The 17,867-nt window shown below is 74.9% G+C and carries 16 protein-coding genes and 1 pseudogene; 14 read left to right on the plus strand and 3 right to left on the minus strand.

From position 1 onward, the window contains the following. Window positions 1-62 precede the first annotated feature (62 nt). The 7 genes from ACFYWL_RS09565 to ACFYWL_RS09595 all read left to right on the plus strand — a co-directional run bounded on the left by ACFYWL_RS09565 (window position 63) and on the right by ACFYWL_RS09595 (window position 9,761). Window positions 63-1,118 (plus strand): DUF559 domain-containing protein, encoded by a 1,056-nt coding sequence (locus tag ACFYWL_RS09565; protein ID WP_386969677.1) that lies wholly within the window; start codon window positions 63-65, stop codon window positions 1,116-1,118. Further along, window positions 1,105-1,758, plus strand: coding sequence for a hypothetical protein (locus tag ACFYWL_RS09570; protein WP_386969680.1), 654 nt, complete (start codon window positions 1,105-1,107; stop codon window positions 1,756-1,758). Before ACFYWL_RS09565 ends, ACFYWL_RS09570 begins: the two co-directional genes overlap by 14 nt. Then, complete coding sequence (locus ACFYWL_RS09575) at window positions 1,758-4,997, plus strand: ATP-binding protein (RefSeq protein ID WP_386969794.1); 3,240 nt, start codon at window positions 1,758-1,760, stop codon at window positions 4,995-4,997. The genes ACFYWL_RS09570 and ACFYWL_RS09575 overlap by 1 nt, the downstream gene beginning before the upstream one ends. Before the next feature lie 220 nt (window positions 4,998-5,217). Continuing rightward, window positions 5,218-5,511: a hypothetical protein gene (locus tag ACFYWL_RS09580; RefSeq protein WP_386969682.1), complete on the plus strand. Its 294-nt coding sequence runs from the start codon at window positions 5,218-5,220 to the stop codon at window positions 5,509-5,511. Next, a complete protein-coding gene (locus tag ACFYWL_RS09585; protein ID WP_386969685.1) occupies window positions 5,508-6,131 on the plus strand; it encodes an RNA polymerase sigma factor in 624 nt (207 codons plus the stop codon). Before ACFYWL_RS09580 ends, ACFYWL_RS09585 begins: the two co-directional genes overlap by 4 nt. After that, window positions 6,118-8,019: an EAL domain-containing protein gene (locus ACFYWL_RS09590; RefSeq protein ID WP_386969688.1), complete on the plus strand. Its 1,902-nt coding sequence runs from the start codon at window positions 6,118-6,120 to the stop codon at window positions 8,017-8,019. The genes ACFYWL_RS09585 and ACFYWL_RS09590 overlap by 14 nt, the downstream gene beginning before the upstream one ends. Window positions 8,020-8,303: 284 nt before the next feature. After that, window positions 8,304-9,761 carry an endo-1,4-beta-xylanase gene (locus ACFYWL_RS09595; protein ID WP_386969690.1) on the plus strand — a complete coding sequence of 486 codons (1,458 nt, stop codon included), beginning with the start codon at window positions 8,304-8,306 and terminating at the stop codon, window positions 9,759-9,761. 56 nt (window positions 9,762-9,817) lie between these two features. Here ACFYWL_RS09595 and ACFYWL_RS09600 read toward each other — a convergent pair whose 3' ends face one another. After that, window positions 9,818-10,702, minus strand: coding sequence for a hypothetical protein (locus ACFYWL_RS09600; RefSeq protein ID WP_386969693.1), 885 nt, complete (start codon window positions 10,700-10,702; stop codon window positions 9,818-9,820). 479 nt (window positions 10,703-11,181) lie between these two features. Between ACFYWL_RS09600 and ssd the strand changes: the two genes are divergently transcribed. The 7 genes and pseudogenes from ssd to ACFYWL_RS09635 form a co-directional block, all read left to right on the plus strand. Further along, the gene (gene ssd / locus ACFYWL_RS09605) at window positions 11,182-12,237 is read left to right on the plus strand and encodes a septum site-determining protein Ssd (RefSeq protein ID WP_386969797.1); all 1,056 of its coding nucleotides are present in this window, start codon (window positions 11,182-11,184) and stop codon (window positions 12,235-12,237) included. After that, window positions 12,234-13,499, plus strand: coding sequence for a TadA family conjugal transfer-associated ATPase (locus ACFYWL_RS09610; RefSeq protein ID WP_386969696.1), 1,266 nt, complete (start codon window positions 12,234-12,236; stop codon window positions 13,497-13,499). The genes ssd and ACFYWL_RS09610 overlap by 4 nt, the downstream gene beginning before the upstream one ends. Then, window positions 13,496-14,788: a type II secretion system F family protein gene (locus tag ACFYWL_RS09615; RefSeq protein WP_386969699.1), complete on the plus strand. Its 1,293-nt coding sequence runs from the start codon at window positions 13,496-13,498 to the stop codon at window positions 14,786-14,788. The genes ACFYWL_RS09610 and ACFYWL_RS09615 overlap by 4 nt, the downstream gene beginning before the upstream one ends. A 278-nt stretch (window positions 14,789-15,066) precedes the next feature. Further along, complete coding sequence (locus ACFYWL_RS09620; protein WP_386969799.1) at window positions 15,067-15,648, plus strand: type II secretion system F family protein; 582 nt, start codon at window positions 15,067-15,069, stop codon at window positions 15,646-15,648. A gap of 52 nt (window positions 15,649-15,700) precedes the next feature. After that, window positions 15,701-15,868 carry a DUF4244 domain-containing protein gene (locus tag ACFYWL_RS09625; RefSeq protein WP_386969702.1) on the plus strand — a complete coding sequence of 56 codons (168 nt, stop codon included), beginning with the start codon at window positions 15,701-15,703 and terminating at the stop codon, window positions 15,866-15,868. Window positions 15,869-15,993: 125 nt separating this feature from the next. Continuing rightward, the gene (locus ACFYWL_RS09630) at window positions 15,994-16,311 is read left to right on the plus strand and encodes a TadE family type IV pilus minor pilin (protein WP_386969802.1); all 318 of its coding nucleotides are present in this window, start codon (window positions 15,994-15,996) and stop codon (window positions 16,309-16,311) included. A 146-nt stretch (window positions 16,312-16,457) separates the two neighbouring features. Continuing rightward, window positions 16,458-16,772: pseudogene (locus ACFYWL_RS09635) on the plus strand (Rv3654c family TadE-like protein); the annotation flags it as partial. A 174-nt stretch (window positions 16,773-16,946) separates the two neighbouring features. Here the strand turns inward: ACFYWL_RS09635 and ACFYWL_RS09640 are convergent. After that, the gene (locus ACFYWL_RS09640; RefSeq protein WP_386969705.1) at window positions 16,947-17,525 is read right to left on the minus strand and encodes a hypothetical protein; all 579 of its coding nucleotides are present in this window, start codon (window positions 17,523-17,525) and stop codon (window positions 16,947-16,949) included. A gap of 90 nt (window positions 17,526-17,615) precedes the next feature. Further along, window positions 17,616-17,822: a hypothetical protein gene (locus ACFYWL_RS09645; protein WP_386969708.1), complete on the minus strand. Its 207-nt coding sequence runs from the start codon at window positions 17,820-17,822 to the stop codon at window positions 17,616-17,618. Window positions 17,823-17,867: the final 45 nt, after the last annotated feature.

A 17,867-nucleotide genomic window follows, 5' to 3' on the forward strand; every position in this document is an offset into this window, starting at 1 on the left:
AGGGCCGGACCCTGCTGGTTAACCGGAGCCTCCCCGACGTTCCCTCCGACCGGGTCGTCGCGTTGCCCGACGCGGACACCGACGCGCTGGCCATGCTGATCGCGCGGGACCACGCTGAGCTGGCCGCCGTGGTGCACCGCCCGGCCGCCCGGATCGCGCTGCCGGTGGACTTCGTGTACGCCGCGTTGGACCGGCTCGAACAGGTCGCCGTCGAGTTGCTGCCCGCCTGGCTGCCCGAGGCCGCGGACGGCGTACGCCCGGACACGTCCGGGCTGGCGGCGGTCCGGGCCGCCGCTGCGGCGCGGTCCCGCCGCGACCGCTATCCCGGCTCCTTCCTGCCGGACCTGGCCGTCTTCGCGGTGACGGCCCGGCGTCCGTCCGGCGCGCAGTTGCCGTTGCGCACCCGGGCGGCGGCGCTGGCGCGCCTCGTCGCGGGGGCGTTCGGCCGGCGTCGGGTGGTGCTGCTCGTCGAGCCGGCCGCCGGCACGGGCGCGGTTTCCGCGGCGGGGGCGGCCTGGCTGGTGCAGCACGGCGGGCCGGTCACCTGGCTGCTCGGTGCCGGTGCGGCCGGGCTGGAGGCGGTCCCGGAGTTCTCGGTCGCGCTGCCGCCCGTGCCGCGCGCCGCGTCGCTCGCGCCGCCACGCATGGCGCGCGGCGTGCCACCTGCGTCGCCCGCGCCGCCACGCACAGCGCGCGACGTGCCACCCGCGCCGGGCGGACTGTCGTCCGACGCGGGGGCGGTGGTGGGCCGGCCGCATCCGGCGAGCGAGGCCGAGAAGAGGCTGGAGGCGGCGCTCGCCGCCGAGAGTTGGGCCGTCGGGCGGCGGTGGAACCAGAGCTACCGGTCGCACGATCTGGCCATGCCGATCCGGCTGGATCTAGTGTGGCCCGACGAACGGTGCGTGGTGGAGATCGACGGGCCGGAGCACTGCCGTCCGGTCCACTTCGAGGCCGACCGGCAGCGCGACGTCCAGTTGCAACTGGATGGTTACGCCGTCCTGCGCTTCACCAACGCCCGGGTAACCCACGACGTCGGTGCCGTGGTCCGGCAGATCGGCACGTATCTGCGGGAGCGTCGGCGGGACATGGCGGAAGGACGGCAGCATGGCCGGCGATGACCTGACGGCATCCGAGAGCGCGATCCTCGTCGTGCTCATGGCCGAGGCGCGCGAGGTGCTGAACACCGAGCTTCGCGAGCGCTATAACCTCGACGTACGCAAGCCGCAGCGCGACAAGCTCACCCGCCTGCACTACGTCGCGAGCCGTAAGAGCGGATCGACGTACGCCCTCCAGCTCGACGACAAGGGCTGGGTGCGGATGCAGAGCGACCTCGACTTCGCGCTGCGCGGCGCGTCGGCGCTCGGTGCCGCGTTGACCGCCCTCCAGGCCAACCTGCGCGACCGGGTTCTGGCGCGCAGCGGCTGCGCCACGCTGGCCGAGCTGTTCGCCGTGACCGACGTACGCGCGTCGGCGCCCACGGCCGCCGCCGATGCGGCCGGTGCGCTGACGGCGCGCGTGGTCAGCGCGTACCGGGCGCTCGCCGACGCGCCGGGGGCCTGGGTGAGCCTGCGCCGCCTCCGCCCGTTCTTCGCCGACGTGCCGCGCGAGGACCTGGACGAGGCGCTGCGCCGGCTCAGCCGGACCGAGGGCGTCGCCATCGCGCCGGAGTCCAACCAGAGGACGCTCACCGAAGCGGACATCGCCGCCGCGTTGCGCCTCGGCGGGCAGGACAACCACCTGTTGGCGATCGGCGTGTGATGGACGAGGCGGAGCGGACCGCGCTGGCGGCCCTGCGGTTCGACTGGGCGCCGGTCCCCGACGACGTGTGGCGTCCGCTGCCCTTCCACGTCGAGGGCCTGCACGTCCCGGTCGTCAGGGAGGTGCTCGCCGGCGTGGACGAGGCCGCGGCGAACCCGCACGGCAGCCCGCTCGGCCTCGTCGTGCAGGGGCAGCGGGGGTCCGGCAAGACCCACCTGCTGGGCGTGGTCCGCCAGCGGGTGCAGGAGGCGGGCGGCTACTTCTTCCTGGTCGGCCTGCTCGACGCGGGCAGCTTCTGGGACAACGTCCTCGCCGCCCTGCTGGACGGCCTGGCCCGGCCGGTGCCCGGCAGCACCGAGACGCAGCTCAAGCTGCTGCTGCGGCGGCTGTCGGCGCTGGTGGGCGCGCCCCGGACGGCACGCCGGGCCGTGATGGGCGACACCGAGCTGACCCGTCCGGCGCTCGACGCCTTCCTGACCGGGCTCGGCGACTACGACCGGCATGCGGCCCGGACCTGCCAGGAGACCGCCCGCGCCCTCGCGCTGGCCGCCTCGGAGGACATCTCCCACCGCGACCTGGCGGAGAACTACTTCCTTTCGGGCGAGGAGGTGGTGGCCGGCGAACGCGCGGCCTGGGGGATGCGCCGCGCCCCCCGACCGGCCCAGCAGATCGTGCAGGACCTGTCCTGGCTGCTGGCGCTCACCGGCCCGTCGGTCGTGGCGATCGACCAGGTCGACACGCTGATCGCCCAGTTGGCGATCCAGAGCGACCCCGCCGTGGTGGGCGCCGCCGCGATGAGCCCGGACCAGTCGCTCATGCTGGCCCGGATGGCGGACGGCCTGATGTCGCTGCGGCAGGCGACGCGGCGCACGCTGACCGTCCTCGCCTGCATCCCGAACTCGTGGACGATCATCCGGTCCACCGCCGCCGACACCGTCGCCGACCGGTTCCGGGAGACCTCGGTCCTGCGCCGGATCGACGACGCCGATCTCGCCCGGGCGATCATCGAGAAGCGGTTCACCGTCCGCTACGGCGAGGTCGGGTACGCGCCGCCGTACCCCTCGTGGCCGGTGTCCCCGCGCGCCTTCTCCGAGGCCGGGGCCTTCACCCCGCGCCAGTTGCTGATCGAGATCGACCGGCACATCCGTGGCTGCCTCGCCGCCGACGAGGTGCGGGAGATGACCACGCTGGGCGAGCCGGCCGCCGCGGAGCCCCGGACGTCCCGGCCCGCCGCCCCGGTCACCGCCACCGCCGAGGAACTGGACCGCTACGACGCCCGCTTCGCCGAGCTGCGGGACGCCGCCGACGTCGCCGCCCCGCTCGGGCGGGCGGCGGAGGACGAGGCGATGCCGCCGCTGCTCGCCGCCGGGCTCACCGCCTGGATCCTGGAACGCGGCGACGCGGGTGAGGCGTTCAGCGTCGACCCGCCCCCGAGCACCGATCCGCCGCTGCACGCCCGGCTGCGCCTGACGCTCGACGAGCGCACCGAGGACCAGGTGCACTGGTGTTTCCGGGCGATCAGCGACGACCACCACGGCAACGCGGCGCTGGCCCGGCTGCGCAAGGCGAGTGTGGCGTCCGCCCTCGACACCGGCTCGGCCAAGCGCACGCTGTTCCTGCTGCGCAACCGCGGCTGGTCGACCAGCGCCGCCACCCAGAAGGCGGTCTCCGCGTTCACCGCGGCGGGCGGGCAGACCATCGGCGTCGACGAGGAGGACCTGCGGATCCTCTCGGCGCTGCGGGTGATGCTCGCCGAGGCCACGATGGACTTCCAGGGCTGGCTGGTCGACCGTCGCCCGACCCGCGACCTGAAGTTCCTCCAGCACGCGCTGGCCGACGTCGACCGCTGGACGACGGACGCCACACCGCCGCCGAGTGCCGCCGCCCGCCCGGCCACCCCGACCCTCACCGCGCCGGCCCCCACCGCGCCGGCCCCGGTCACCCCGGCTGTGGCCACCCCGGCCCTGGCCGCGCCGGCCCCGGCGGCCACCGTCGCGGCCGAGCCGGAGTTCGTCGTCGGGTACGGGTACGACGACGGCGCGCCCGTGCCGCTGGCCCTGGAGGCGCTCCGGAAGCACACCACGATCTTCGCGGGCTCGGGCTCGGGCAAGACCGTGCTCATCCGCCGCATCGTCGAGGAGTGCGCCCTCGCCGGCGTCTCCGCCATCGTGCTCGACCCGAACAACGACCTCGCCCGCCTCGGGGAGGAGTGGCCCGAGCCGCCCGCGGGCTGGCGTCCGGGCGACGCGGACCGGGCGAAGGACTATCTGGCGCACACGGACGTGGTGGTCTGGACGCCGCGCCGCAACTCGGGCCGCCCGCTGAGCTTCCAGCCGCTGCCCGACTTCACCGGCGTGCGCGACGACCCGGACGAGTTCGCCGAGGCCGTCGAGGCGGCCGTCGCGGCGCTCGCGCCCCGCGCCATGGTCACCGGCCGGGCGACCAGGGCGCACCTGGGGTTGGCGGTGCTGCGCAAGGCCGTCGAGCACTACGGCCGGCGCGGCGGTTCCCGGCTGAAGGGCCTCGTCGACACGCTGGCGGACCTGCCGGACGGGATCATCGACCTCGACGACGCCGACAAGATCGGCCTCAGCCTGGCGCAGAACCTGACGGCTGCCATGGTCAACGATCCGCTGTTCGGGGGCGAGGGCACCCCGATGGATCCCGGCGTGCTGCTCACGCCCGCGCCCGGCAAGCGGGCCCGGGTGTCGGTGGTCAGCCTCGTGGGCCTGCCCTCCGACGACGTGCGCCAGAGCTTCGTCAACCAGCTCCAGATGGCGCTGTTCGCCTGGATCAAGAGGAACCCGGCCGGCGACCGGCCGCTGCTGGGGCTGCTCGTCATGGACGAGGCGCAGACGTTCGCCCCGTCGGGGGCGATGACGGCCTGCACCCAGAGCACGCTGGCGCTGGCCGCCCAGGCGCGCAAGTACGGGCTGGGGCTGGTCTTCGCCACGCAGGCGCCGAAGGGGCTGCACAACCGCATCCCGGGCAACGCGGCGACGCAGTTGTACGGCCTGATGAACAGCCCGATCCAGATCGAGGCGGCGCGCGAGATGGCCCGCGCCAAGGGCGGGGACGTGCCGGACATCTCCCGGCTGACGGTGGGCGAGTTCTATCTCGCCGCCGAGGGCGCGGCACCACGCAAGATCCGGACGCCGCTCTCGCTGACCCATCATCCCCGCAGCCCGCTCACCGTCGAGGAGGTGCTGGAGCGGGCGCGCGGCACGGCCCGGCCCTGAGTGGGGGGCTGGTCGCTGAGAGTGATATCGGGCGGTGTGCAAATTGCCCTGATGGGATTGTCACGCCCTCTTCGCGCAGCGTCCCGTCCCCACTACTTTGTGCCGTATCGCCAGGCAAAAGGCTTGATCATTGATCTTCTGAAACATTGTGGACGTTGAGGCGTCTACATCCGCTGCCCGCCACGGATAGTAATTGTCGACCGAGAGGGGCAGGGGAACGATGAACGAAGCGCTGGCGGAACCGCTCACCGGATTCCAGGTGATGGCCGTGGCCGTCACCGTCGCGGGGGTGGTGGCCGGCCTGGTGCGCACCTGCGTCGCGTACCGGGCACGGTTACAGGAGGAACGGGAGGTGACGACACGTACCACAGCCCGGGTCACGTGGCTGACCAGGCTCGCGGAGGCCGACCACGACGTGGTGCGGATCGTGGAGCGCGACCGCGACGGGCACCGCGAGGTGGAGCTGGGCGGCCGTGGCCTGCCGAACTCCGAGGCCGCGAAGGAGGCGGCGTGATCGAGTTCGAGGGCACCGCCGCCCTGACACCGGAGCAGGCCGACTGCGAGGCGACGCGCGAGGCGGAGGCCGCGCGCCTGAAGGCCGCGCACGACCAGGAGTTCGCCGAGTTCACCGAGTCCTCCTACCACGAGGTGGAGCGGATCCTCCGGTCGGCGTGCCGGGACCGCGAGGTGGTCGAGGACGCGCTCAACGAGGCGTACCTGCACGGGCGCGTCCAGTGGTCCAAGCTGCGCGTGCACGACCGGCCGATCGGCTGGATCATCGTCACCGCGCGGCACAAGATCTGGAAGGACCACCACCGGCACCAGCGGGAGGCCGCGATGGCGCCGGAGGACCTGCCGACGGCGCCGCACTCGAACATCGCCGACGTGTGGGAGGCGCAGGAAATGCTGCGGGGCTGGTTGCACCAGCTCCCGCCGCGGCACGCCGAGGTGTTCCAGATGGCGCAGGAGGGCTTCTCCAACCAGGAGATCGCCCGCGTCCTCGGGCTGACCGAGAACAGCGTGCGCTCCTACAAGGTCGCCGCGAGGCGAGGGCTGCGCGAGCTGGCCGAGGAAGCCGGCTACCTCGGCCCGGACGGCCACCGGCGGCAGGGAGCAAGCCGTGGATCTCGATGACATCCTGGCGCTGGCCCGGACCAGGCCGAGCCCGCTGGAACTCGCCCGCGCGCGCCGCGTCGCGCGTGCGGCCCAGAGCCGGTACGACCTCTCGCTCGCCGAGGGCTACAAGATCATTGTCGACACCGCCCTCGTCGACCCGCTGACCTGGGACGTCGACGAGGCGACCAGGGTCGCGCGCGCCGCCAAGTTGGCGAAGCTGGGCACCATCACCTGGGTGGCCGGCGGGCGGGACGGCCTCGACCGGCTCCTCTGGTCGGACGAGATGGCAATGATCTTCGGGCATGCGCCGGGGACGCTGCGCCTCACGCCCGAGACGCTGTTCGGGCTGGTCCATCCGGTCGACGCCGAGCGGGTCCGCAGGACCGTCCGGACGGCGTGGGCGCGGTGCCGGCCGGCTGAGGTCGGCTTCCGGGTGGTCCAGCCCGGCGGCAGCATCCGCCACGTGCGCTGCCAGTTGGAGATCACCACCTGCGAGGGCGAGCCGTCGGGCATCGTCGCGACCGGAGAGGACGTCACCGCGCTCGAACTCGCCCGGCAGGAGCGCCGCCGGCTCGCCATCCGCAACCAGATGCTCGGCGTCGACCTGGCCGCGCTGGACGCCCTCACCAGGCTGCCGAACCGCGGGTACGTCATCGACGAGGTCGACCGGGCCCGCCGTACCACCGGCGGAGCCCTGGTCGTGGTGGCGACGGAGCCCGCGACCCGGCTGCCGGACGCGCTCACCGACACCGACCGCGACCGGTTGACGGCGGCGGTCGCCCGGCTCCTGCGCACGGTCGTCGGGGACGAGGTGACCGCAGGACTGGTCGGCTCCGGCCTGTGGGGGGTGCTCCTGCCGCCGGCCGACGGGCGCGCGGAGGCCGCCGAGAGCCTGGCGGCCCGGATCGTGGCCGCCTTCCGGAACCACCTGTTCAGCGTCCGGCAGAACACCCTGCGGCTCAACACCTCGGCGGGCGTGGTGCGCTTCGGCAGCGGCGTGCTCGCCACCGGCTTCGACCTGCTTGTCGACGGCGAGCACGCGGCCCGGGACGCGCGCCGTGACGCCGCCTCGGTCATCGTCCTCGACCAGCCGGTCGCGGACGGTGAGCGGACGGCGCGCTGCCGCTCCCGCATCCGGCACGCGGTCGCGGCCAGCAGGTTCGCCCTCTACGCCCAGCCCATCGTCGACCTCAGCCTCAACCAGGTCACCCGCCACGAGATCCTCCTGCGGGTGCGCAGCGACACCGGGGAGCCGGTCGCGCCGGTGGCCTTCCTCGACATGGCCGAGCGCGTCGGCGAGATCCTCATGGTGGACAAGTGGGTGGTCGACCACGCCCTGGAGTTCATCGGCCGGGGCGCGCAGACCTCCCACTACCAGGTCAACATCTCGGGGAAGTCGCTCGCCGACCCGGGACTGCTTCCCTTCGTGACCGAGGCGATCGCTCGGCACGGGGTCAAGCCGGAGCACCTGACGTTCGAGATCACCGAGACCGCGCTCATCGAGAACCGGAACGAGGCCCTGGCCTTCGCCCGGGGGATCAGAGCGGTCGGCTGCCATCTCGCGCTCGACGACTTCGGCACCGGGTACGGCGCTCTCGCGCACCTGAAGTACCTCCCGGTGGACCTCGTCAAGATCGACGGTACGTTCATCGTCGACCTCTGCCGGTCGCCGGCGGACCAGGTCGTGGTGTCGAAGCTGGTGGAGTTGTGCCAGACGCTCGGCATCCGCGTCGCGGCCGAGTACGTGCAGGACGAGGAGACCGTCGAGCACCTGAAGGGCTGCGGCGTCGACTTCGCCCAGGGCTACTGGACGGGACGGCCCGAGCCGATCACGGTGAGCCGGGACGAGGTGCAGTCCGTCGAGCTCGAACTGCGGTTTCCGCCGCAACACACCGCCCTCGGCTGAGCCGGGGTAGCGCCCGGATTCCGAAACTTTCGGTCCGGGTGTCGGAGCGGCCATGCCCGGCAGGGGCGCGTCACCTGTCGGGCGTCCGGCGTGCCCTCGCCGCGACCGAAGGGTGCGCTTCGGCGCGCCTCGCGCAACGATGCCATCGACATTGACCGATCACGCGGTTGCGGGTATGTTGCAGTCCAGTTACGGCAGTTTCCGAAAGTTTCGGAAATGGGCGCGTGGATCCACATGCTTCCTTCCAACTTTGCGCATCGTCGATGGATATGCAAAGGAGTGTCATGAAACGTCTACTGAGCAACGGTCGCCGCCGCGTGGTGGTGGCCAGCGCCGCCAGCGCGCTGGTGCTGGCCGGTGCGGCGCTGGTGGTGCCCAGCCTGGCCCAGGCGGCCACCACGCTGGGGGCCGCGGCGGCGCAGTCGGGCCGCTACTTCGGCACCGCCATCGCCGGGGGCAGGCTGAACGACTCCACGTACAGCACCATCGCGGCGCGTGAGTTCAACATGATCACCGCCGAGAACGAGATGAAGCCGGACGCGACGCAGCCCAACCAGGGCCAGTTCAACTTCTCGGCCGGAGACCAGATCTACAACTGGGCCACCCAACGTGGCCTGAAGGTCCGGGGGCACACCCTGGCCTGGCACGCCCAACAGCCGGCCTGGATGCAGCGCCTGAGCGGCAGCGCGCTGCGCACCGCCATGATCAACCACATCAACGGCGTGATGGCCCACTACAAGGGCAAGCTCGCCGCGTGGGACGTCGTCAACGAGGCGTTCAACGAGGACGGCAGCCGCCGCCAGTCGAACCTCCAGGGCACCGGCAACGACTGGATCGAGGTCGCGTTCCGCACCGCCCGGGCCGCCGACCCGTCGGTCAAGCTCTGCTACAACGACTACAACATCGAGAACTGGAGCTACGGCAAGACGCAGGGCGTCTACCGGATGATCCAGGACTTCAAGTCCCGCGGCGTGCCGATCGACTGCGTGGGCCTCCAGACCCACTTCACCGGCGGCAGCTCGCTGCCGAGCAACTTCCAGACCACGCTGTCCAGCTTCGCGGCGCTCGGCGTCGACGTGGCGCTGACCGAGGTCGACGTCACCAACGCCTCCACCACCCAGTACGCCGGGCTGACCCAGGCGTGCCTGAACGTCCCGCGCTGCATCGGCATCACCGTCTGGGGCGTGCGCGACAGCGACTCCTGGCGCTCCAGCGAGAACCCGCTGCTGTTCGACGGCGGGGGCAACAAGAAGGCCGCGTACACCTCGGTCCTCAACGCCCTCAACGCCGCCGGCCCCGGTCCCACCGGCAGCCCGACCGCGACGCCGACCGTCACGCCGACCACGCCGCCGCCGTCCGGCGGCGCCAACCGGATCGTCGGCAGCCAGTCGAGCCGGTGCATCGACGTGCCGAACGCGTCGCAGAACGACGGCACCCGCGTGCAGCTCTACGACTGCCACGGCCAGACCAACCAGCAGTGGACCTACACCGCGAGCAAGCAACTGACCGTGTACGGCAGCAAGTGCCTGGACGCCAACGGCTCCGGCAACGGGGCGGCGGTCCAGATCTACAGCTGCAACGGCCAGGCCAACCAGCAGTGGAACGTCAACTCCAACGGCACCATCTCGGGCGTGCAGTCCGGCCGCTGCCTCGACGTCTGGGGCACCGGAAACGGGCAGCAGGTCCAGCTCTACGACTGCCACGGGCAGACCAACCAGCAGTTCCGCCTCGTCGCCAACTAGCGAGGTGCGGTGGCTCACCGTCGTGGCCGGTGCCGCGACGGTGAGCCACCGTCGTCTCAGCGCACCACGGCCCGGCGCGTCTCGGGCTCCGGCTGGAAGCAGGCCAGCGCCCACCCCCGGTCGTTCGTGACCACCCACGGATGCCCGACGTAGGTCTGCTGCCGGTAGGACTCGCCCGGCCCCAGCGCCCGGTACTGCCGGCGACGGCCGTCCCAGTCGAGCCAGTACACGACGACCCGCTCCCGCCGGGCGTTGACGAACTCGACGTACGTTGAACGGCCGCCGCCGGTCGACCGCAGGCGCGACTCCGCGTACGGCGGGAGCGCCTGAAGTTCCGCCGTACCCGCCTGGGTGGGGTGCGGCCGGGGCCCGGTGGTCGCCGGGGCGGGCCGGCTCGCGGTCGCGCGGGCGGTCGGGGTCGGGCCGGTGGCCCGGGGCCGACCGGCCGGCGGGCGGCTCGACGCGGAGGCCCGGGCCGGCGCCGTGGCCCGGTTCGACAGCGATCCCAGCGCCGGCGAGAGGGTGGGCGTGGGCGTCGCGCTGTCGGTGGGCAGGCCCACCCGGATGGGCTCCTGGGCGATCGGCCCCGGCTGATACGGCTGATAGGCGTTGAACAGCGGCAGCAGGGTGATGGCCAGCGTGGCCACCAGCCCGACCGCCACGGAGGTCAGCACGAGGGCCAACTGCGGCCCGTCGCTGCCGAAGGCCCGCCTCGACGGCGCGGCCGGCGGCTGGGCGGCCGGCGTCGCCCCCGGACCCGTCGTGGCCCAACCATCGCCGACGGGAAACGCCTGGTACGCCGTGGACGGCAGAGCCGCCCGCTCCACCGACGGCGGCACCCAGCCACCGATACGCAGGCGCGCGACCGTCCCGGCACCCTCCCCGGTGCCCCTGGAGATGTCGAGCCTGCGCCGATCGTCGAACTCGCTTGAGTGGGTCATGGCCCCGATCCGCGCACGGTGCCACTCGAATCGGCGGCACGGAGGACCGAATTATGCGAAATGGGCTTCCCCGAGGTCAATGGTTGCCGAGGGGAATTTTGCAACGACGCCCATCAGTGGTTGCGGCGGCGGATCGCCGCCCCGGGCGCTGCCGGTGACCGGCTGCCGTCGCCGTCCGACCCGGGGCCGATCGTGCCGCCCGGCGGTGTGTTCGGACGGTGGGCCGTGCGACGGGGCCGAGGGGCCCGCCGTGGCCTGCCTCTCCCACCTGCGCGGATTCGGCCCGCCATAGCAGATCCACCCGGCCTTCGGGCGTTGTCCACAGTGCCCTCCGTTATCCACAGGGGAGCCCAGGTGGGCGGCGAGCGGGACCGCGCCCCGGGCACGCTCTCCGGCAGCACCCCCGAGCCCGACTGCTGGAGGCCGCGATGCCACCACCCCGCACCCCGCTCCCGCCGCGCCGCCGACTGCCCCTGGTGGTGACCTCGGACGACGGTCTGCTCGACGACCTGCTCCGGCTCGCCGCCGCGGGCGGCACCGAGGTCGAGGTGGCCGCGGACCCGGCCGCCGCCCGGTCCCGGTGGTCACCGGCCCCGCTGGTGCTGGTCGGCGACGACCAGGCCCAATCCTGCCTGCGGGCGCGGCTGCCGCGCCGCTCGCGGATGGTCCTGGTGGGCCGGACCGGCCAGCTCGATCCCGGCTGGGAGATCGCCGAGCTGATCGGCGCCGAGCACGTCGCCACGCTGCCGGCCGCCGAGCCCTGGCTGGTGGACCGGTTCGCCGAGTGCGCGCCGGATCAGGCCGGCGACGGCGTCGCCCGGGTGGTCGCGGTGCTCGGCGGCCGGGGCGGCGCCGGCGCCAGCATCCTCGCCGGCGGGCTGGCCGTCACCGCCGCCCGGGCCCGGCTGCGCACCCTCCTCGTCGACGCCGACCCGCTCGGCGGCGGGCTCGATCTGGTGCTCGGCTGGGAGCAACTGGACGGGCTGCGCTGGCCGGCGCTGACCGACGCCGACGGTCGGGTCGACCCTCCGGCGCTGGTCCGGGCCCTGCCCAGCCGCGGCGACCTGGTGGTGCTCTCCTGGGACCGGGGAGACCCGCTCCCGTTGCCCGCCCCGGCCATGGCGGCCACCCTCGACGCGGCCCGGCGCGGGCGCGACTTCGTCGTCGCCGACGTGCCCCGGCACCTCGACGACCCGGCCGTGCTCGCGTTGCAGGCCGCCGACCAGGCGTTCCTCGTCGTTCCGGCCGAGCTGCGGGCCACCGCCGCGGCGGCCCGGGTGGCGGCGGCCGCCGCCCCGCACTGCGCCCAGCTGTCCGTCGTCGTGCGGGGCCCGGCACCGGGCCGGCTCAAGGCCGTCGAGGTCGCCCGCGCACTCGGCCTGCCGCTGGCCGGCACGCTCCGCCCCGAGCCGGGGCTGTGCCGGGGGCTGGAGCGCGGGGAGGCCCCCGCCGCCGACGGGCGCGGCCCCCTCGCCGCGCTCTGCCAGCGGATCGTCGGCGAGCTGACCGGCGTCCCCACGCCGGGTGCGGCGTGAACGGCCACGCCGACGGCGAGGAGATCGCCAGCCGGGTGCGGCACCGCTTCGCCGCCACGGCCACCCCGGTCACACCGGCGGCGGTGGTCTCCGCCGTACGCGCCGAGCCGGCGGCGGCGGTCCTCGGCGACACCGCCGTGCTGCGCATCGCCGGCCGGGTGCACGACGACCTGGTCGGCGCGGGCCCGCTGGCACCCCTGCTCGCGGACCCGGAGGTGACCGACGTTCTCGTCAACGCCAACCGGGTGTGGGTCGACCGCGGTCAGGGGCTGCACCAGGTGGCGGTGCCGGTCGGCACCGTCGAGGACGTACGCCGCCTGGCGCAGCGCCTCGCCGCCGGGGCCGGCCGTCGTCTCGACGACGGCTCCCCGTATGCCGACGCCCGGCTGCCGGACGGCACGAGGCTGCACGCCGTGCTGCCCCCGGTGGCCACCGACGGGCCCTACCTGTCCCTGCGCACCTTCCGGCAGCGCCCCTTCACCCTGGACGACCTGGTGCGGCAGGGCACCGTGCCCCGGCCGGCCGCCCCGGTGCTGGCCGCCGTGGTGGCCGCCCGGCTCGCGTACCTGGTGGTGGGCGGCACCGGCTCCGGCAAGACGACCCTGCTCAACACCCTGCTCGGGCTGGTACCCGGCAACGAGCGGATCGTGCTGGTCGAGGACGCCGCCGAGCTGCGCCCCGTGCACCCGCACGTCGTCGGGTTGCAGGCCCGCACCTCCAACGTCGAGGGTTCCGGCGCGGTCGGGCTCAGCGACCTGGTCCGGCAGGCGCTCCGGATGCGCCCGGACCGGCTCGTGGTCGGGGAGTGCCGGGGCGGGGAGGTCGTAGACCTGCTCGCCGCCCTGAACACCGGCCACGACGGCGGCGCGGGAACGCTGCACGCCAACGCGCCCTCGGACGTGCCGGCCCGGCTGGAGGCGCTCGGCATGCTGGGTGGGCTGCCCCGGGCCGCGCTGCACGCCCAGGTCGCCGCCGCGCTCCAGGTGCTGCTCCAGGTCCGCCGGGGCGCGCGGGGCCGGGTGCTGGAGTCGGTCTGCCTGCTCCTCCCGCAGGGCCCGGACCGCCTCGTCACGGTCGTCCCCGCCTGGGCGCGCGGTCACGGCCCGGGCCCCGCCGCGCAGGCCCTCGGCATGTTGCTGCGGGAGCGGGACGTCGCGGTCCCGCCGGTCCTCGGCGCGGGGTGGCCACCGCGGGAGCGTCCCGAGCGGGCCGGCCCGGCGGAGGCGCCCGGGGCGGCTCACCGGCGTGGCGGTTCCACGTGACCACGGCGGGCTGGCTGGTGGCCGTGTGCCTGGTCGCCGCCGCAGCGACCGTGGTGTGGCCGTTGCGCAACGGCCGGGCCCGGCGGCGGTCCGTCCTCGGTGCGTTGTCGCCCGCGTCGCAGCACCCACCCGGCGACCGGGGCGTCGACGAACGGGCCGCGCGGGTCCCTGACCCGCCCGACCCGGGCGGCGCGCCGGGCCCGGCGCGGCGGCAGGCAGAGGCCGGGCAGCTCACCGGACACACCCATCCGCCGGGTTGGCCGACGCCGGCCAGCCGGTGCACCGGCCCCGCCACCGCGCCGAGCGGATGGCCCGGCCCGGCCACCCCGCCCAGCGGCGGCCGGCGACCGGGCCCGCCCGGCCGCCGCGACCCACGCCGGCCCGCCGGCACACCGGACCGTCCCCCAACGGCGGGACACCGACCGGGCCCGCCACCGGGGCAGCTCGGCTCCCGTCCCTCCGGGACGTCCGTCGACACCTACCAGCGGGCGTACGACCCGTCGGCGTCGTCCGCCTCCGGCACCCGGTCGCTGCGGCTGCCCGAGTGGTTGTCGGCCTCGCCCCGGCGGGCCCTGCTCGTCGCCGGCGCGGTAGGTGCGGGATCAGGCGGTCTGCTGGCCGGGCCGGTGGCCGCCGTGGTGGTCGGCGCGTACGGGTCGCTGCTCGTGCGGGGGCTGGCCCGCAGACAGCGCGTCCGGCTGGAGGAGCGCGCCCGTCGGCACGGACTGGACCAGCTCTGCGCCCTCGCCGCGGAACTGCGTGCGGGCGTGCCGGTGCTGACCGTCTCCGCGGCCCTGACACCGGGCGGCCGATCCGTCCTGGCCCCGGACGCCGGCCAGTCCGTGCCGAGCGGCGCGCCGGCTTCGCCGGGCGGGGCTCCCCACGGTGCCGCACCGGGTGCCCACGGGCAGTCCGGCCTTCCGGCCGCCCCGCCAGACGGGGCGGATCGGCTCCGCCAGTTGGCCCGGGCCGCCGTGCGGCTCGCCGACCGCACCGGCGCGCCCCTGGCCGACCTGCTGGAACGGATCGAGGCCGACGCGCGGGCCGGCGACCGAGGGCTGGCCGCCGCCGCCGCGCAGGCGGCCGGAGCACGGGCCACCGCCTGGCTGCTCGCCGCCCTGCCGCTCGGCGGCATCGGGCTCGGCTACGGGGTGGGCGTCGACCCGGTCGCGGTCCTGCTGCACACCCCCGTCGGCGGCGGCTGCGCGGTGGCGGCCGTGGTCCTTCAGCTCGCCGGCCTGCTGTGGACGGAACGCCTCGGTGCCGCGCCCGGCGGCAGCCCCCGATGACCCGTCAGGTGGTGGCCGCCGGTTGCCTCGTCGTCGCGGCGGTGCTCGCCCTGTCCGTCGGCACGCGGGCGGGCTCCGCCCGCCGGCTGCGCAGCCTGGGCCGGCGCAGGCAGGCGGTCGGTTCGAGCACGGCGGACGGGTCGCACAGATCGATCGGCCCGCACAGATCGTTCGGCCCGAACGAGGCGGACGCGCCGCGCGAGGCGGCGGGGCCGCGCGAGGCGGCGGGGCCGCGCGAGGCGGCCGGCCGGGCCCGACCGGCGTGGTGGCCGGACCCGATCCGTCTCGGGGCAGGGCTGTTCGGGCTCGCTGTCCTGGTGGTGCTGGGCGGCTGGGCGGGGCTCCTCGGCGGGGTCGTCGCCGCCGTCGCGGCGGACCGGGGCCTGCGCCGGATCGAGCCGCCCGCAGCTCGGGAGAGGCGGCTCCGGGAGGCCGCCGACCTGCCCCTCGCCGCGGATCTCCTCGCCGCCACGATGCGGGCCGGTTCGCCGGTGGACCGTTCCGTGCTGGCCGTGGCAGACGCTCTCGGCGGGCCGCTCGCCGAGCGCCTGGGCCTGGTCGGCCGGACCCTGCTGCTCGGTGGCCGCCCCGAGGAGGCGTGGTCGCATCTGCTCCCGGTGCCCGGGGCCGAACGGCTGGCCGGTGCCGCGCTGCGCTCGTCCGACAGCGGTGCCGCGCTCGCCGGTGCGCTGACCCGGCTCGCCGACGACCTGCGCGCCGACCGGTCGACCGCCGCCGAGGCCGCCGCCCGGCGGGCCGGCGTGCTCATCGTGCTGCCGCTGGGGCTCTGCTTCCTGCCCGCCTTCATTCTCGCCGGCCTGGTGCCGGTGATCGTCGCCGTCCTCGGCGACGTGCTCTGAGCGCCGCCAGCCGACCGGCTGCGCGGCGACCGTCGAGAAGGGAAGAACGCCCATGCGCAAGATCCTCCACCGCCTGCGCGGCGACGCCGGCATGAACACCGCCGAGTACGCCGTCGGCACCCTCGCCGCCGTCGCGTTCGCCGGCATCCTGCTCAAGGTGCTGACCTCGGGCAACGTGCAGTCCGCGCTGACCGCCGTCATCGACCGGGCACTGAAGTGACCGCCCGCCGGCAGGCCGGGCCCGGTCGGGGTACGCCGGAGCGACAACCGGGGCCGGGCGAGGGCGGCCGGCCGACACGGCAGCCGTCCCGGTCGCCCCGGGAGCGCGGGTCGTTCACGGCGGAACTGGCCGCCGGCCTGCCGGCGGTGCTGCTGCTCCTGCTCGCCGGCCTCACCGCCGTGAACGCGGTCGCGACGCAGGCCGGCTGCCTCGGTGCGGCCCGGGAGGCGGCCCTCGCCGCCTCCCGGGGCCAGCCCGGCGTGGCGGCGGGGGAGGCGGCGGCGCCCGCCGGGGCGGAGGTCTCGGTCTCGGTGGGCGACGGCCGGGTCACCGCGACCGTAAAGGCACCCGTGCGCGCCTTCGGTGCCCGGCTGCCCCTCGTCACCGTCACCGCCACGGCGGTCGCCGCCGTGGAGCCGGGCGCCCCGGGGCCACGGTCGTGACGAGGCGTCCCGCCCCTTGGGGCCTGTTCCGCTCGTGTCGCGCCTGGCGTTCGTGCCACTCATGTCGCCGCTGGCGCTCGTGTCGCGCCTGGCGCTCGTGCGGCCGGCAGGGACCGCGGCCTGACGGTGAGCGGGGCGGGGCGACCGTGTGTCTGCTCGCCGTCGGGCTGGTGTTCGTGCTGGTGGGCGTCTTCGGCGCGGCCGTCGGCGCCGCCCGGGTCGCGCGGCAGCGGGCTGCGGTGGCGGCGGACTTCGGCGCGCTCGCCGCAGCGGCGCGGGCGCTGACCGGCGGCGAGGCGGCCTGCGCGTCCGCCGAGGAGGTCGCGCGGGCGAACGGGGCGCGGCTGGCCGGCTGCCGGCTGGACGGGCTGGACGCCGTGGTGACGACGGAGGTGATCGTCACGCCGGTGCCCGGTCTCACCCGGGTCGCCACGGCGACCGCCCGTGCCGGCCCGTCCCGGCCGTCGGCTCCCGGCCCAGCCCTCGGCCCCGGCCCGGCCACTCAGGGGAGCCGGGACCGGGGCCAGAACCGGGTCGTCGGACAGGGAGCCGCCCGGCGGCCCTTCGGACCGGGGACGACCGCCAGGCCGGCCGAGCCGGAAGCCGAGCGCCAGCGGGTCAGCGGCCCTCGGGTCTCAGCGGCCCTGGAGGGCGTCCAGGCCGATCGCCATGGCGATCACGAGTCGCCGGTCGATCTGCGGGTTGTGCACCTCGACGACGTACCGGTCGCGCAGGCCCCACTTCTTGACGACCGAGAACACCGGCTGGCCGCCGGCGGTGAAGTCGAAGTGGTACGGCAGCCAGGACAGCGAGTCCACGAACCGGCGCAGCAGCGCCACCGGCATGCTGCGTTCCTGGCCGGTGATCTGCGGCAGGCCGGCCTGCTCGACGTGCCACGTGGACCGCAGCAGCGACTGGGCGAAGTCCTTGCGGAACAGCCCGATCGGGGTGCCGGCGTGGTCGGTCACGTCGTACGTGGCGCCGAGGTCCAGTCGCTGCCGGGCCTTGAAGCCGAGCAACGGCTGCTGCTTGCTGTCGTCGGTGTAGATGGTCACCTGCTCCTTGAAGGCCAGCCGCTTCTGCTGCGCGAACGCCAGCAGCCCGCCCTCCGAGCCGTCGGGGGCGACGGAGTGGACCTCGTACTGGTTGACCATCATCCGGATCCGCTGCCGGACGTGGAACTGCTGCTGGTGCTGCAAGGTGTCGAGCTGCATGAGATCTCCTTTAAAGGGTCGCCGGAGTCTCGCACAGCCCGCCGACAACCGCCCGCCCGCCGGTCACCCTCCCGCTGATCAGCGTCAGCGTCAGCGTCCGCCGTCGACGGTGGCCTTGAGCGCCCACGTGTTGAGCACCTGGTGGATGCCGCGCAGCCGCTCGTTGATCTGTTCCAGCCGCTCCGCCTGGGCGAGCGTGGCCATCGCGGCACCGAGGGCGATCTGCTGGTCGGGGGTGAGGTGTTCCTGGTCGATGGTGTAGAGCAGGTCGACGGTCTCGGCGATGGTGTCGGCCACGGCTCCTCCTCCGGCGGCGGGAAACGGCGATCTCAGGGTAGTGGG

The sequence above is a fragment of the Micromonospora sp. NPDC002575 genome, from assembly GCF_042889525.1.
GTDB classification, from domain to species: Bacteria; Actinomycetota; Actinomycetes; order Mycobacteriales; family Micromonosporaceae; genus Micromonospora; species Micromonospora carbonacea.